This window comes from Rhizobium bangladeshense (genome assembly GCF_001662075.1).
Classification (GTDB): Bacteria; Pseudomonadota; Alphaproteobacteria; order Rhizobiales; family Rhizobiaceae; genus Rhizobium; species Rhizobium bangladeshense_B.
This window is the reverse complement of the sequence record NZ_LYPL01000006.1, coordinates 108,577-124,105: the sequence shown is the minus strand read 5'-3', so window position 1 is coordinate 124,105 and position 15,529 is coordinate 108,577. Positions and strand designations below refer to the sequence as shown.

The following is a 15,529-nucleotide window of genomic DNA, read 5'->3' as shown; positions in this document are numbered from 1 at the left end:
GTTCGAGGAAGATGACAATGAACCCGATCCGCATTGCAAAAAGCTGGCTCAGCTACCGCCGTACACTCAACGAACTCGGGAGCCTGTCGAACCAGACCCTGTCCGACATCGGCGTCAGCCGCTACGACATCCGTAACATCGCATCCCGCTCGTTCCGCTAATCGCGGGAAAACCGGCACGATGCTTCAAGACGGCGCCATCAGGGCGCCGTTTTTGATTCCGGGTGTTGGATCGCATCTGCCGACATGATATCAGCCCGGAATGAACACGATCTCCTATCCTCCTATTCACGTCGTCGGCGGCGGGCTTGCCGGTTCGGAAGCCGCCTGGCAGATCGCCAGCTCCGGCGTTCCCGTCATTTTGCATGAAATGCGCGGCGTGCGCGGCACGGATGCGCACAAGACCGACGGGCTCGCCGAACTCGTCTGCTCCAATTCCTTCCGGTCCGACGATGCGACCAGCAATGCTGTCGGCGTCATTCATGCCGAGATGCGCATGGCGGGCTCGCTGATCATGGCTGCCGCCGACCGCCACCAGGTGCCGGCCGGCGGCGCGCTGGCCGTCGATCGCGACGGCTTTTCCGAAGCCGTGACCAAGGCGATCCACGACCATCCGCTGATCACCGTCGTGCGCGAGGAAATCACCGGCCTGCCACCGCACGACTGGGATCTTGCCATCGTCGCCACCGGGCCGCTGACAGCGCCGTCGCTTGCCAGCGCCATCCAGGCGCAGACGGGCGAGGATTCGCTCGCCTTCTTCGACGCCATCGCGCCGATCGTCTACCGCGACAGCATCGACATGGATATCTGCTGGTATCAGTCGCGCTACGACAAGGTTGGCCCCGGCGGCACGGGCAAGGATTACATCAACTGCCCGATGGACGAGGCGCAGTACAATGCCTTCGTCGACGCCTTGATCGCTGGCGACACTGTCGGCTTCAAGGAATGGGAAGGCACGCCTTATTTCGACGGCTGCCTGCCGATCGAGGTGATGGCCGAGCGCGGCCGCGAGACGCTGCGCCACGGGCCGATGAAACCGATGGGGCTGACGAACGCGCATAATCCGACAGTCAAGGCCTATGCCGTCGTGCAACTGCGCCAGGACAATGCGCTCGGCACGCTCTACAACATGGTCGGTTTCCAGACGAAGCTGAAATACGGCGCGCAGGCGGAAATCTTCCGGATGATCCCAGGCCTGGAGAATGCGGAGTTCGCCCGTCTCGGCGGCCTGCATCGCAACACCTACATCAACTCCCCGACCCTGCTTGATCCGTCGCTGACGCTAAAGTCGCGGCCCGGCCTGCGCTTCGCCGGCCAGATCACCGGCTGCGAGGGTTATGTGGAAAGCGCCAGCGTCGGGCTGATGGCCGGCCGTTTTGCCGCCTCCGAACGCAAGGGCGAAGCGATCTTACTGCCGCCGGCGACGACGGCGCTCGGCTCGCTGCTCGGTCATATCACCGGCGGCCACATCGTCACCGACGAAGAGCCCGGTAAACGCTCGTTCCAGCCGATGAACATCAATTTCGGGCTGTTTCCGGAGCTTGAGCCCGGCTCGATCGTCAAGCCCGAAGGCGTCAAGCGCTTCCGCGGCAAGGATAAGACGATCATGAAACGGCAGTTGATCGCGCGTCGCGCGCTTGCGGACTGCGCCGCCTGGCTCGGCCAGACACCGAGGTTTGCCGAAAGCGCCTGAGCAGCTGTCCTACTGCTTGTTGGCCGCGGATATATGGCCGGCTGGCAGGTCCTTGTCCGGCTCAGCGATGTAGTTACCGAGCAGCCACAACGCAACTTCGGAAGCCTCCTTCGGTGACGCGAACTCGAACTTGCCGTTGTGACTGGGCGCATCGAGAAATTCGATCGCCAGCCCCCTGCCCGTCTCCGAGCTTACCACGCGCACACGGCCGGGCTCGATCAGATGGCAGGAGAAGTGGCGCGCCATGTTGCGCATCAGCCCGGCCTTGTTGTCGTGGAGGCGCACGAAGATCGCCTGACCGTTTTCAGTCGCCTGCAGCTGGCGGATCGCCTCGTTGGGAAAGGCGCGGCCGAACTCGATGATGGCGAGACCGGTGTCGTGCAGACCGTCTTCCTTGTTTTGCGCAGCCATGCGTGTTGCCACGAAGGCAAAGAAAATGACGATGGCGAAAAGGACGCACCAGACGATAATGCCCACGCCGAGTCTCCGTTCAAAGGTAGCCGTGAGGACCTTGTAGCGCGCGAGACTTGCGCGAATTTGACCGATATCAGATTTTCCTGCGCGATGCAGCCAGCGCCATTGCGAGCTGGCGGCGCCATTGCGGCGGCTGTAGCGGCCGGTCGAACAGCAGGGCGCCCCGCCTCTGTGCCTTGCGAAGCACCGGTTCGGCCAGTGTGACCGGCAGGAAGGCCGGAAAGACGGCGGGCGCAATCGGCCCTGCCCCCCTTGCCTTTGCCAGATGCTCGCGGCCGAGGCCGGCGAAGGCCTCGATGGCGGCGGAGATGCGCGGTCGGTCTTCGCCGGCAAGGAAGGCATCGCGGTCGAGGCCGGTGGCCGAAAGGATCTGCAGCGGAATATAGAGCTGGCCGCGGCGGCGATGCAGCGGCATCAGCAGCAACAGGCCGGCAATCGCCTGGGCGACGCCGGCATGGCCGGCGGCATCGGCCGATCGTGGGGCATCCTCAGGCGAAAGAACAAGGCTTGCAAGCTGGATGAGCGCGGAGGCGGTTTCGCCGGCATAACCTTCGAGCGTCAGGCGCGTTTCCATCGGATCGTCATAGAGGTCGAAGGTGCGGGCCTCGATCATGTCGACGAGCGTCTTGCGCGGCAGGCGATAAGTTTCGATTGCTTCCAGAAGCGCGGCGGCGACGGGATTGGCGGCCGTCGAACCATGCGCACTGCCTTCCAGCAGGTCATGCCAATATTGCATGCGCACCTCGCCGGGCAGCGGCTCGTGCACCAGGTCGCGGATGCGGGCGAGCTCGGCATTGAATGCGTAAAGCGCCGCAAGCGCGCCGCGCTTGTCCTGCGGCGATAGAAGGCAGGCGAGATAGCGGTCGCGATCATTGTCGCGCAGCATCGCCAGGCAGACATCCTGGTTCGTCGCAATATTCGCGTCAGCCATCGTCAGACCGCAATCAAGGCCGCCGCGACGGCGCGTTGCTCAGACAGCATGATATTGAAGGTACGCACTGCGGCGCCCGTGCTCATCGGATCGGAGGAGATGCCGCGCGCTTTCAGCGCCTGCTTCAATTCGTCGGGCAGACGGCGAAGCTCGGTTCCCGTGCCGACGAGCAGAACTTCTATGTCGGCGGCCTCCTCCAGCACACGGCGAAAATTTTCAAGCGACAGCGGCTTCGACATGTCCATGTCCCAGCCATGAATGCCGGAGGGCAGGCAAAGGATCGAGCCGCGATGCGACATGTCGGCAAAACGGAAGCCGCCGTTACCGTAAGTGTCGATCGGAGCGCGCCCGGGAAAATGCGCGGCGCGGATTTCTATGCCTTTTGCCATGTTTTCAAACCACTGTGCCGGATTTTACACCGGCATCCGTCTTGTTGCTCTCTTCCCCGTCGGGGCTCTCCGGCCGCAGCCGGAAGACGATCAGCACGGGGGCGGCGATATAGATCGAAGAGAAAGTGCCGAGAGCGACGCCAAAGAGCATCGCAAAGGCGAATGATCGCATGACGTCGCCGCCGAACAGGTAGAGCGCCAGCAAGGCAAGCAGCGTCGTCGCCGCCGTCAGGACGGTGCGCGACAATGTCTGATTGATCGAGGCATCGATCAGGATCGGCAGCGGCATCCTCGTGTATCGCTTCAGGTTCTCGCGCATCCGGTCATAGACGACGACGGTGTCGTTCAGGGAATAGCCGACAATGGTCAGCACGGCGGCGATACTCGTCAGATTGAATTCGATGCCGGTCAGCACGAAAAGCCCCAGCATGATGATGACGTCGTGCAGCGTTGCGACGATGGCGCCGACGGCGAACTGCCACTCGAAGCGGATCCAGATGTAGAGCAGGATTGCCGCGAGCGCGGCAACGACACCGAGCGTCGCCATCATCGTCAACTCGCCGGAGATGGCCGGGCCGACGACTTCGACGCGGCGGAAATCATAATCCGCCTCGAGCTCGCAGCGCACCAGCGTCGCTGCCGATTGCTCGGCATTCTCGCCGCCGCCCTGGGACGCGATGCGGATCCGCGCGTTCGCCGGCCCGCCGGTGCGTTCGACCCCGACCTCGCCGAGATTGAGATCGTTGAGGCGCGATCGGAGATCGGTGATGTCGGCATTGCCCTGTTTCGCCGTCACCTCGATGAGCGAGCCACCGGTGAAGTCGATGCCGAGCTGCAGGCCGACGGTGGCAAAGGCCGCCATGGCGATCAGCGAGATCGCAGCCGACGCCGTGAAAACGTAGCGGCGGATGCCCATGAACCGGATATTGGCGTGCTCGAAGAGATGGGTCAGGACGCTCTTTGGCAAGTGCCGCGGATGGCGTCGCGCCAGCCAGGCGGCAACGATCGAGCGGGTCAGCGTGAATGCCGTGAAGACGGTCGTCAGAATGCCGACCGCCAGCGTCACGGCAAAACCACGAATGGATTCGCTGCCGAGGAAAAAGAGAATGACGGCAGCGATGAAGATCGTGACATTCGCATCGACGATCGTTGCAAAGGCACGCGAGAAGCCGCGCCCGACCGCCTGCGCAAAGGAGGGGCCGGTTTTCTCCTCCTCACGGATGCGCTCGTAGATCAGCACGTTGGAATCGACCGCCATGCCGACGATGAGCACGATGCCGGCAATACCGGGCAAGGTCAGCGTCGCGCCCACAAGGCTCAGCACGGCAATGATCAATATCAGATTGAAGAAGAGCGAGACGACAGCGACGAGGCCGAGAATCCGATAAAGCGCGATCATCAATGCTGCGACGAGCAGAACGGCGACGAGGCCGGCAATGAGGCCGGAGAAGATGGAGTCAGCGCCGAAGCTCGGGCTGACGCTGCGTTCCTCGACGCTCGTCAGCGTTGCCGGCAAGGCGCCGGCGCGCAGCATGATCGCAAGGTCGCGGACGCCATCCTCGGAGAAGTGCGCCGATATCCGGCCCTCACCGCCGGTGATCGCCGCATCGATGGTCGGCGCCGACATGACCTGGTCGTCGAAGACGATGGCAAGATGCTTGCCGATATTCTGCCCCGTCGCCTCAGCCAGCCGCCGCGTGCCTTCCGCATCCAGCCGATAGGCGATCGAGACATCCTGGGTCTGCGGATCGACGACAGGCTGGATGTCGATCATGTTGCTGCCGGTGACGAATGCCGTACGGTCGACGAGGTAGGGAACCGGCGGATCGTCCAGCGAATAGAGTACCTGCGAGGTCGCCGGCCAGCGACCGTTCAGCGCCTCCTGCCCCGACATGCTTTCATCGATCAGATGAAAGGAAAGCCTGGCCGGCTGATTGAGGAGGTTCTTCAGCCGCTCGGCATCGACCGACCCCAGCACCTGCACGGTGATCCGGTCGTCGCCATCGGGGCGAACGTGGAAATTCTCATAGCCGAATCCGGCGATGCGGCGGGCGACGATATCAAGCGACCGGGTCCGGGCGGAGGCGACGTCAGCGGTAATGCCGGCGTCGGAAATCTGCAGTGAAAGCTGCCCTTCGCCGCCCTGCTGCAGCGCGAGCCCAGGGGCGGAATGTCCGCGGGTCGTCGCCATGGATTTCAGAAGATCGACCGCTTTCTGCGTCTCAGCAGGATCGGTGATCCGGACAGTGACTGTCTGGTCGTTGCCGGTCAGCCCGGTATAGCGGATGCCGGCGCCGCGCAGCGCGGCGCGTACATTCGCGACCGCCTCTTCCAGGCGGTCCTTGACGATATCGGAACGCTCGACCTTCAGAACGATATGGGAACCGCCCTGCAGATCGAGGCCGAGCACCAGGCGATCGTTTCGCAGCCAATCCGGCAGAGAGGCGCGCTGTGCCTCGCTCACCAGATTGGGCGCAGCGATGACGACGGCCGCAAACGCAACCAGCCAAATCAGAAGTGTTTTCCAACGGGAAAAATGCAACATTCTCTCGACGATCTTCCGATCCGGCGGTTTGCCGTTATCGCCTGTTACGCCGCGTCGGCCTTGACAGGTTCACCCTTGACGCGAACTTCCGAAATGCCGCTGCGGACGATGCGGACGCGAACGCCTTCGGCAATCTCGACTTCGACTTCCTTGTCGTCGACGACCTTCGTCACCTTGCCGACGAGACCGCCGCCGGTCACGACCTGGTCGCCGCGACGGATCGCCTTCAGGGTTTCCTCACGCTTCTTGGCCTGGGCGCGCTGCGGACGGATCAGCAGGAAGTACCAAACGACCATCAGCGGCACGAACAGAATGATCATTTCGAAACCGGAGCTCCCGAAACCGGTTGCGGTGTCGGTCGCACTCTGGGCGAATGCCGGGGTGATGAACATGCTAAACTCCTCAGGCTTGGCGGCGGAACTCCGCCTCATTTTTCAGGTTGCCGGACTATAGTTGCCGCTTCGATGAATGCAACAGAAACAGCCGGAAACAGTACCGATTCCGCTGCCTCATAACCTTTCCGGCGGCAAAACGCCATGCTACCCGCATCGAAAGATAAAGCGGATTGCCGCAGCAAGAAATCAGGAGCTTGCGATGACCGAGGAAATCAACACCGCCTTGCTTGCCGAGCTGAAGCGACTCGCTGACGCCGTCCAGCGTCTTGCCGGACCGGCGCCCGCCGTCAACGACTGGAACGCGGCAGACTGTTTCGTCTGGGCGCCGCTGCGCCAGCATCTGCAGCCCGTTAAGAAACCCAACCGGGTGGCGCTGAAGCTCATCCGCGGCGTCGACCACGTGCGCGACATCCTGCACGAAAATACGGTGCGTTTCGCCGCAGGTTATGCGGCCAACAATGTGCTGCTCTGGGGTGCGCGCGGCATGGGCAAATCGTCGCTGGTCAAAGCCGTGCACGAGGATGTCAGGCGCGAAAGCGGCGTCGCGCTGAAGCTGGTCGAAGTTCACCGCGAGGATATTGCCAGCCTACCCAACCTGCTCGACCTCCTGAAGAATACGCCCTACCGCGTGATCGTCTTCTGCGACGATCTCTCCTTCGATCACGATGACACCGCCTACAAGTCGCTGAAGGCGGCGCTTGACGGCGGCGTCGAAGGACGGCCGGACAACGTGCTCTTCTATGCCACGTCGAATCGGCGCCATCTTTTGCCGCGTCACATGATGGAAAACGAACAGTCGACAGCGATCAATCCGTCCGAAGCCGTCGAGGAGAAGGTTTCGCTATCCGATCGTTTCGGCCTCTGGCTCGGATTTCATAAATGCAGCCAGGAAGACTATCTCGGCATGATCGACGGCTATGCCGATTACTTCCAGCTCGGGCTCGAACGCAACAAGATGCATGCCGAGGCGCTGGAATGGGCAACGACGCGCGGCGCGCGATCCGGCCGCGTCGCCTGGCAGTATATTCAGGATCTGGCGGGACGCATGCGCGTCCATATCGATAGAGTCTGATTTAAATGACAAAAGCCCGGCGATTGGCCGGGCTTTTGCGCTTCCTGGTACGCTCTACCTATTCCAGGAAAGTCATCGGGTTGACCGGGGACGCGTCCTTGCGCACCTCGAAATGGACCTGCGGCTGCTTGACGTCGCCGCTCATGCCGGAGACGGCGACGGTTTGACCGCGCTGGATCTTCTGGCCGCGGGCAACGCTCAGCGTGTCGGCATTGCCATAGACAGTGACGGTGCCGTCGTCGTGACGGACGAGAACCGTATTGCCGAGTTCCTTCAGGCCGTTGCCGGCATAGATGACGACGCCGTTTTCGGCGGCCTTGATCGGCGTACCCTGCGGGACCGAGATATCGATGCCGTCGTTGCGGTTGCCGTTGACGTTGGCGCCATAGGCGGCAATGACCTGGCCGCGCACCGGCCAGCGGTATTTGCCGATGCCGGTCGATTCCGGCGCGTCGGAGCTGACGTCGGCCTTCTTCTCGACCTCGTCGACGGTCTGCGTGGCGGACGGCGCCTTATAGGGCGCGGGCTGAACGGAAGCCGTCTGCTGGGCAGGCGCCGGATCAGCCGGCTTCGACTCAACCTTTTCAGCCGGGATCGAGGCGGTCTTGATCGTGTCGGCTCTGCCGTTCGGGACCTTCAGGGCCTGGCCCACACGCAGCGTGCTCGCCGAAAGATTGTTGGCCGCCTTGAGATCGTCGATATTGGCGCCGGTTGCCTTGGCGATCTTTGCCAGCGAATCCCCCTGCTTGACGACATAGGTGCCTGCAGGCGCCTTCGGGTCCTTGCCGGCGCCGGCCGGAAGCTTGCTGGTTGGATCGGCGCTCGCCATCGTCTTGTCGCGGGCGGAATTGGTGCCCGGGACGACGGCGACCTTCTGTTCAGGCGCGTTGGCCGGTCCCGGCATATTGCCCGGTTTGGAAAGGTCGGCTGCCTGCGAAGCTGCCTTGGCGGCATTGCCGCCATTGAACGTCGGGATCAGGATCGCCTGACCGGGTTGGGCGGCAGAGGCCGTCTTCAGATTATTGACTCGCAGGATTTCCTTTTCCGGAACACCGAAACGTCTCGACAGCGTGGCGATGTTTTCGCCCGGACGCAGCGTCACGGAAGGCGCATTGGTCGCCGACCAGCCGGAAACCTTCGGCGTCGTGCCGGTCGTCAGCGAATCGGGCGTCGCCTTAGGTGCTGACGGCGCCACGAGCCGCGGCTTTTCAGCCTGCGGCGAAGCCGGGAACGGCTGGGCGAGCGCCACTTGCCTTTCCCGCTGCCGGGACGGTGCGGCAGTCGTCGGCGCCGCAAGCTCGGAACGCTGTATTGCGACAGGCGAGGAAGCCAGGCGTGCGCTCGATGGACGGACCGGCTCGTAGCCCGGGTTCGCCGGATAGGGCTGGTTCAGTGCATTGTTTCCGCCGTAACCGGACTGGCTGGCGACGGCCGTACCGCCGAGATCGGCGCGCGGCACCGGATCGCCCTGGACGGCGCCCCTGCGCGGAATGGAACTTGTGGTGATCTGATCCTGCCCGGAGGAGGAAAACAAACCGCCAAACCGTGTCACATCGGAACTGCAGCCCGTTGCGGCACTCGCCAGCAGGCCCACAACCAGAAGATTACCGGCCGACTTACCGAACTTCGGCGAAAGACTGAAACGCATTGACTCGACCCACTGAGAACGCAACCATTTGTGAGTCTATTAAAGCGCGTTAGTATTACCACGCGGTTAAGACGCTGGAATCAGTGCGATATTTTTGAGAAGTTGATAACCATAGCTTACGGGTGAAAAATCGCAGTGCCTACAGCAGCGAGGCAAGACGCGGAACGATCGGCAGATAAGGGGCTTCGAACAGTTCCTCGCGTTCGAAACGACTGCCGGTTTTCGTCAGCCGCACCATGCGACACTCGTTCTCGGAAATCATCAGCGGCGCGATCATCGAGCCGCCGGAAACGAGCTGGTCTGTATAAAAACGCGGCATCGCATTGAAGGCCGCCGTCACCAGGATACGGTCGAAGGTGCCCTCGCCCTGCATGCCGGCGCTGCCGTCGGCCTGGCGGATGACGACGTTGCGCAGGCCCAGCGATTCCATGCGCCGCTGTGCAGCCGTCGTCAGCGTCTTGTAGCGATCGATCGACAGAACGCGTTCGGCCAGGCGGCCCATGACGGCGGCAGTGAAGCCGCTGCCGGTACCGATTTCGAGGACACGCTGTCCCGGTTTGAGCTTGAGGTGATGGAGGATACGGACGACAAAATCGATGCCTTCGAGGAAGGAGCCGCATTCGATCGGAATCGTCCGGCTCGAATAGGCGTCGTCGGCAAATTGCGCCGGCACGAACAGCGAGCGCTGCGTCTGCTCGACCGCCGTCAGCAGATCGAGGTCGGAGATACCTTCGGCACGCAGTCTGAGGACGAGCGCCGCAAAGCCCTCCTTCTCCGCCAGTCTTGCCGTCAAACCTGTGCTCCGTATCCCAGGGCCCGCGCCACGCGGTCCGTTACGGAATAATCGGTCAGATCCAGTTTCAAAGGTGTTACCGAAATCTTGTTATGCTTAAGGGCGTGAATATCGGTGCCTTCGATGAAGGCGCCGGCGCGTTCGCCGAACTTCAGCCAGTAATAGGGAAAGCCCCGGCCATCAGAGCGGGCATCGACCTGCAAATTGAAGGCGAGCTTGCCCTGCATGGTCACCTCCGCGCCATCGACCTCGTCGGGACGGCAGTTCGGGAAGTTGAGATTGAGGAACGTGCCCTCCGGCAGCTCCAGATCCATCAGCTTTTCCAGAAGAGCCGGGGCATGTGCCTCGCAGACTTCCCAGGGCACGATGCGTGCGCCGTCCTCATAGAGATAGGCTTGGCTGAGCGCGAAGGAGCGCACGCCCTGCATCGTGCCTTCGATGGCACCGGCGATCGTACCGGAATAGGTCACATCGTCGGCAACGTTCGAACCTGAATTGACGCCGGAGAGAACGAGGTCGGGCTTGATGTCCATCACCTGCCGGATGCCCATGATGACGCAATCGGTCGGCGTGCCGCGCAAGGCGAAATGCTTGTCGGAAATCTTGCGCAGCCGCAAAGGTTCGGAGAGGCTCAGCGAATGGGCAAGACCGCTCTGGTCCGTCTCGGGCGCCACGATCCAGACATCGTCGGACAGCGTGCGGGCGATCCGCTCCAGTGCAGCCAGGCCCTCTGCGTGAATGCCGTCGTCATTCGTGAGCAGGATGCGCATCGCCTCAGGCCGCCCGTTCGATCTTGGTCAATCCGCCCATATAAGGCAGCAAAACGTCCGGAATCGTGACCGAACCATCCTCGTTCAGATAATTTTCGAGCACGGCGATCAGGCAGCGTCCGACGGCGGTGCCGGAGCCGTTCAGCGTGTGGACGAACCTGTTGGTCTTGTCGTCCTTGCCGCGATAGCGCGCATTCATGCGACGGGCCTGGAAATCGCCGCAGACCGAGCAGGAGGAGATTTCGCGGAAGGTGTTCTGGCCGGGCAGCCAGACTTCCAGGTCGTAAGTCTTGCGCGAGCCGAAGCCCATGTCGCCGGTGCAAAGCGTCATGGTGCGGAAATGCAGACCGAGGCGCTTCAGCACTTCTTCGGCGCAGGCGGTCATTCTTTCGTGCTCGGCGATGGCGCTCTCGGCATCGGTAATCGAAACGAGCTCGCATTTCCAGAACTGGTGCTGGCGCAGCATGCCACGCGTGTCGCGGCCGGCCGAACCTGCCTCCGAGCGGAAGGAGGGTGTCAGCGCGGTAAAGCGCAGCGGCAGCTTTTCCTGGTCGAGGATTTCCTCGCGCACCAGATTTGTGAGCGTCACCTCAGCCGTTGGGATGAGGTAGCGGCCGTCCGTCGTCTTGAAGAGATCCTCTTCGAACTTCGGCAGATTGCCGGTGCCGAACAGCGCCTCGTCGCGCACCATCAGCGGCGAGCTGACTTCGGTATAGCCGTGCTCGCGCGTGTGGAGATCGATCATGAACTGCCCGAGCGCGCGCTCGAGCCTGGCGAGCGGTCCCGTCAGCACCGTGAAGCGCGAGCCGGAAAGTTTGGCGGCGCGTTCGAAGTCCATATAGCCGAGTGCCTCGCCAATTTCGAAGTGCTCTTTCGGCGTATGGTTCCAGCGCGGCTTTTCGCCGACGATGCGGGTGATGACATTGTCATGCTCGTCCTTGCCGACCGGGACGTCGTCGAAGGGTATGTTGGGGATGCGCGAGAGCGCGTCGTTGAGCTCGGCCGTCAGCTGCCGATCCTCTTCCTCGACCTTCGGCAGCAGCGTTTTCAGCTCGGCGACCTCGGCCTTCAGCTTCTCGGCGAGTTCGGCGTTCCTTTGGGACAGCGCCGCGCCGATCTCCTTGGAGGCGAGATTGCGGCGGGACAGCAGGTCCTGCGCCTTCTGCACGGCGGAGCGGCGCTTTTCATCGAGGGCAATGAGGCTTTGGGCAAGAGGCTCCGCACCGCGCTTGGCAAGGGCGGCATCGAGCGCTTGGGGGTTCTCGCGGATCCATTTGATATCGAGCATCGTCGTTCCAGGTCGTTGCAACAGAAGTGACCCGGCCAAAGCCTGATCGGGCTTCGACCGGATGGGACGGCGCATGAAGGGATTGCCGGATTGCCGCTCAGACGCTGTCCGTCTTGGCAACGTCTGCGGATCCGGTCTCCTTCTCGACCGCCTGCCGGGCACGCTGGCGCTCCACGAGTCGCGCCGCATAGATGGCAATCTCGTAGAGAAGGATCGCCGGTATCGCAAGGCCGATCTGGGATAAGGGGTCCGGTGGCGTCAGCACGGCAGCGACGACAAAGGCCAGCACGATGGCGAATTTACGCTTTTCGGCGAGCCATTCCGACGTCAGCAGGCCGACACGGGCAAGCAGTGTCGTGACAACAGGCAGTTGGAAGACGAGGCCGAAGGAGAAGACCAGCGTCATGATCAGACTCAGATATTCCGAAACCTTCGGCAGAAGTGAGATTGCTACCTCGTCCTGGCCCGGCGCCTGCTGCATCGACAGGAAGAACCACATGACCATCGGCGTGAAGAAAAAATAAACCAGCGCGGCGCCCAAGAGGAACAGAAGTGGGGAAGCGATCAGGAACGGAAGGAAGGCCGCCCGTTCATTCTTATAGAGGCCTGGAGCGACAAACTTGTAGATCTGGGCGGCGATGATCGGAAAAGCGATGACAAGGCCACCGAACATGGCGACCTTGACCTGCGTGAAGAAGAATTCCTGCGGCGCGGTGTAGATGAGCTGCGCCTTCTCGACATCGAGGTTGGCCCAGCTGACGGCGAGCTTATAGGGATAGACCAGGTAGTTGAAGATGTGCTTGGCGAAAAAGAAGCACACGACGAAGGCGATGAAGAACGCGCCGATCGACCACATCAGCCGCGTGCGGAGCTCCATCAGGTGCTCGATCAACGGCTGCGGCTTGTCTTCGATATCACCGCTCATGCCTCGTCCTTCTTCTCAGTCTGCGCCGACTTCTTCGGCGTTGCGGGCTTCCTGGCTGCCGTCGCGCGCTTCGGCTTTTCCACCGGCGCGGCAATGGCGGCAACGGCATCGGCCTTATCAGCGGCCTTGACGCGCGGCTTGCGCGGAGCCTTCGGCTTGGCGGCAATCGTGCCGGCCTGGACAGCCGCTGCGGCGACGGGTTCCGGCATCGGCGACGGTGTCGGCACGAGCGGCGGCGTTTCCGGCAGGCTCGTCGACGGCGCCGGGGCCGACACGACTGCCGGCGGCACCTCAGTCTTGTTTTCCGTGACCACTGTCGACTTCTGCAGATCGGCCTTGATCTCGTTGCCCATCTGACGAAGGGGGTTCATTGCCTCGCGCAGACTGTTGACCGGGTTGAGCTTCTGGGCGTCGCCGATTGTCTGGCGGACATCGTCAAGCTCGGCTTCACGCAAAGCCTCATCGAGCTGCGCACGGAAGTCACCCGCCACCTTGCGGGCGCGCTGCGTCATCTTGCCGAAAGCGCGCAGCATCGGCGGCAAATCCTTGGGACCGACAACGACGATCAGCACGACCGCGATCACTAAAAGCTCGGTCCAACCAATATCGAACATGCAAGGCTCCTGGACGGGAAGCGCGGGGGCGGCGCTTTTTCCCGGACTTGGTTACTTCGTTTCGTCGGCCTTGTGATCGACGGTCTTTGCCGTTTCCGGCGCGTCCTCGTCCGTCATGCCCTTCTTGAAGCTTTTGATGCCCTTGGCGACATCGCCCATCAGTTCCGGAATCTTGCCGCGACCGAACAACAACAGCACGATGACCAGAACGATCAGCCAGTGCCACACGCTAAGAGAACCAATCATTACTCTAACTCCCTGTTTCGATGTTCCCACGATGTAAGGATTTCCAACACCGTTTCCAACATCAAGCCCTTCGAACTGCGCTTAATGTCACGGTATCGCCCTTTATGACAAGCCATTGACCCGTCGAAATATCGTGAGCACCATTGTTTTCGTCATGCGTGGCAAAAGCAAGACAAAGTCCTTCAATCTTCGGAGGTAGAACGGGGGGCGAGCAACCCGAGTTCTTCGAGATCCATCTGGGTGATCGGATCCTCGTCCTCGGTCAGTTCGTCGTTCATCAATGGCGAGGGAATATTGAAGTTCGCCGGGATACGGCCGGAGAGCAGGCCCGCTCCCTTCAGTTCTTCGAGACCGGGCAGATCGCGCAATTCCTCCAAGCCGAAATGGTCGAGGAAATCGCGAGTCGTACCCAAAGTCACCGGCCGGCCCGGTGTGCGCCGGCGGCCGCGAAACCGCACCCAGCCGGCTTCCATCAGCACATCGAGCGTGCCGCGCGAGGTCTGAACGCCGCGAATGTCCTCGATTTCGGCACGCGTCACCGGCTGATGATAAGCGATGATCGACAGCACTTCGAGTGCGGCGCGCGATAGCTTCTTCACTTCATTGTCATCGCGGCGGATGACGAAGGAGAGATCGGCGGCGGTGCGGAAGGCCCAGGCACCTTCGATCTGCACGAGATTGACGCCCCGCGGCGCATATTGCTCCTTCAGGCGCAGCATGATCGCGCGAACGTTGGCATCCTTGGGGAGGCGCTCGGCGAGGAAACCTTCGGGCACCGGCTGCGAGGAGGCAAAAACCAGGGCCTCGGCGATACGCTCAGCCTCGATCTCGGCCTGCAGGTCGCGGCCGTCCTCCTCGAAATCCTCGTCGCCCTTCAGATCGATCAAGCCGGCCGCTCCTGTTCCACCACCTGCAGCGTCGCATGTTTTGGGCCGCGGCGCATATAGATCGGCTGAAAGGCGCCGTCCTGGCGGATTTCGAGCTTGCCCTCGCGCACCAGCTCCAGCGACGCGGCGAAGGCGCTGGCGATGGCCGTGACGCGTTCTTCCGGCGCTGCGAGATAACGCAGCAGATAATGCTCCATCGCCGTCCAGTCACCGACCTCGCCGATCATCTGGGTCAGCAGCTCGCGGGCATCGGTCAGCGACCAGACATTGCGCCTCTCGATCGTCACCTGAGTGACGGCATGGCGCTGGCGCAGCGCCGCATAGGCAGTCAGGAGATCGTAGAGGCTTGCGGCGTAGGCGGATTGCTGCCGGTCGGGAATATGCTCGGGCGCGCCGCGGGCGAAAATATCGCGGCCGAGGCGGTTGCGGTTGACGAGGCCCTCCGCCGCCTGGCGCATGGCTTCGAGGCGTTTCAGGCGGAAGGCAAGCGTTGCCGCCATCTCCTCGCCCGAGGGCCCATCATCCTTCACCTGTTGGGGAATGAGTAGCCGTGATTTCAAATAGGCAAGCCAGGCCGCCATGACGAGATAATCGGCCGCCAGCTCGATGCGGATCCGGCGGGCGCTTTCGACGAACTGCAAATATTGCTCGGCAAGCGCCAGCACCGAAATGCGCGACAGGTCGACCTTCTGGTTACGGGCGAGATAGAGCAACAGGTCGAGCGGACCTTCGAAGCCGGCAACGTCGATCACCAACGCCGGCTCGTGGCTGGCGCGCTCGGCGCCGTTGTCCTGCCACAGCTTGTCCATCGGCGTTGCCGACTGCGGACGTTCCGTGCCCTTGACCGTGTTCACCACCCT

At 62.3% G+C, this 15,529-nt stretch carries 17 protein-coding genes; 3 read left to right on the top strand and 14 right to left on the bottom strand.

The window, feature by feature from the left end; genetic code table 11:
* The first annotated feature begins 17 nt into the window (after positions 1–17).
* A complete protein-coding gene (locus A7X77_RS14100; protein WP_004678841.1) occupies positions 18–161 on the top strand; it encodes a DUF1127 domain-containing protein in 144 nt (47 codons plus the stop codon).
* A gap of 100 nt (positions 162–261) precedes the next feature.
* Positions 262–1,692, top strand: a complete 1,431-nt coding sequence (trmFO, locus tag A7X77_RS14095; protein WP_064683517.1) for a methylenetetrahydrofolate--tRNA-(uracil(54)-C(5))-methyltransferase (FADH(2)-oxidizing) TrmFO — start codon at positions 262–264, stop codon at positions 1,690–1,692.
* 9 nt (positions 1,693–1,701) lie between these two features.
* Here the strand turns inward: trmFO and A7X77_RS14090 are convergent, their stop codons facing one another.
* From A7X77_RS14090 to yajC, 5 genes are all read right to left on the bottom strand, one after another.
* Positions 1,702–2,169, bottom strand: coding sequence for a hypothetical protein (locus A7X77_RS14090; protein WP_039619399.1), 468 nt, complete (start codon positions 2,167–2,169; stop codon positions 1,702–1,704).
* Between the two features lie 70 nt (positions 2,170–2,239).
* Complete coding sequence (locus A7X77_RS14085; protein ID WP_064683516.1) at positions 2,240–3,097, bottom strand: phytoene/squalene synthase family protein; 858 nt, start codon at positions 3,095–3,097, stop codon at positions 2,240–2,242.
* A 2-nt stretch (positions 3,098–3,099) separates the two neighbouring features.
* Entirely contained in the window at positions 3,100–3,486 is a 387-nt protein-coding gene (locus tag A7X77_RS14080) for an Mth938-like domain-containing protein (RefSeq protein WP_039619395.1), read from the bottom strand.
* A 4-nt stretch (positions 3,487–3,490) separates the two neighbouring features.
* Positions 3,491–6,031 (bottom strand): protein translocase subunit SecDF, encoded by a 2,541-nt coding sequence (gene secDF / locus A7X77_RS14075; RefSeq protein ID WP_064683515.1) that lies wholly within the window; start codon positions 6,029–6,031, stop codon positions 3,491–3,493.
* A gap of 44 nt (positions 6,032–6,075) precedes the next feature.
* Positions 6,076–6,423 (bottom strand): preprotein translocase subunit YajC, encoded by a 348-nt coding sequence (yajC, locus tag A7X77_RS14070; protein ID WP_064683514.1) that lies wholly within the window; start codon positions 6,421–6,423, stop codon positions 6,076–6,078.
* Between the two features lie 202 nt (positions 6,424–6,625).
* Here yajC and A7X77_RS14065 point away from each other — a divergent pair, with 202 nt between their 5' ends.
* The gene (locus tag A7X77_RS14065; RefSeq protein ID WP_064683513.1) at positions 6,626–7,498 is read left to right on the top strand and encodes an ATP-binding protein; all 873 of its coding nucleotides are present in this window, start codon (positions 6,626–6,628) and stop codon (positions 7,496–7,498) included.
* A gap of 58 nt (positions 7,499–7,556) precedes the next feature.
* On the opposite strand, the gene A7X77_RS14060 is transcribed toward A7X77_RS14065, so the two are convergent.
* The 9 genes from A7X77_RS14060 to A7X77_RS14020 all read right to left on the bottom strand — a co-directional run bounded on the left by A7X77_RS14060 (position 7,557) and on the right by A7X77_RS14020 (position 15,523).
* Positions 7,557–9,146: a LysM peptidoglycan-binding domain-containing M23 family metallopeptidase gene (locus tag A7X77_RS14060; protein ID WP_064683512.1), complete on the bottom strand. Its 1,590-nt coding sequence runs from the start codon at positions 9,144–9,146 to the stop codon at positions 7,557–7,559.
* A gap of 139 nt (positions 9,147–9,285) precedes the next feature.
* Complete coding sequence (locus A7X77_RS14055) at positions 9,286–9,939, bottom strand: protein-L-isoaspartate(D-aspartate) O-methyltransferase (RefSeq protein ID WP_039619385.1); 654 nt, start codon at positions 9,937–9,939, stop codon at positions 9,286–9,288.
* Positions 9,936–10,709, bottom strand: a complete 774-nt coding sequence (gene surE, locus A7X77_RS14050) for a 5'/3'-nucleotidase SurE (RefSeq protein WP_064683511.1) — start codon at positions 10,707–10,709, stop codon at positions 9,936–9,938. The genes A7X77_RS14055 and surE overlap by 4 nt, the downstream gene beginning before the upstream one ends.
* 4 nt (positions 10,710–10,713) lie before the next feature.
* Positions 10,714–11,997 (bottom strand): serine--tRNA ligase, encoded by a 1,284-nt coding sequence (serS, locus tag A7X77_RS14045; RefSeq protein ID WP_064683510.1) that lies wholly within the window; start codon positions 11,995–11,997, stop codon positions 10,714–10,716.
* A gap of 97 nt (positions 11,998–12,094) precedes the next feature.
* Entirely contained in the window at positions 12,095–12,922 is an 828-nt protein-coding gene (gene tatC, locus A7X77_RS14040) for a twin-arginine translocase subunit TatC (protein ID WP_064683509.1), read from the bottom strand.
* Positions 12,919–13,536 (bottom strand): Sec-independent protein translocase protein TatB, encoded by a 618-nt coding sequence (tatB, locus tag A7X77_RS14035; protein ID WP_064683508.1) that lies wholly within the window; start codon positions 13,534–13,536, stop codon positions 12,919–12,921. The genes tatC and tatB overlap by 4 nt, the downstream gene beginning before the upstream one ends.
* Before the next feature lie 51 nt (positions 13,537–13,587).
* Complete coding sequence (locus tag A7X77_RS14030) at positions 13,588–13,779, bottom strand: twin-arginine translocase TatA/TatE family subunit (RefSeq protein ID WP_064683740.1); 192 nt, start codon at positions 13,777–13,779, stop codon at positions 13,588–13,590.
* A gap of 185 nt (positions 13,780–13,964) precedes the next feature.
* Positions 13,965–14,669: an SMC-Scp complex subunit ScpB gene (gene scpB / locus A7X77_RS14025; protein ID WP_064683507.1), complete on the bottom strand. Its 705-nt coding sequence runs from the start codon at positions 14,667–14,669 to the stop codon at positions 13,965–13,967.
* A complete protein-coding gene (locus tag A7X77_RS14020; protein ID WP_064683506.1) occupies positions 14,666–15,523 on the bottom strand; it encodes a segregation and condensation protein A in 858 nt (285 codons plus the stop codon). The genes scpB and A7X77_RS14020 overlap by 4 nt, the downstream gene beginning before the upstream one ends.
* Positions 15,524–15,529 lie beyond the last annotated feature (6 nt).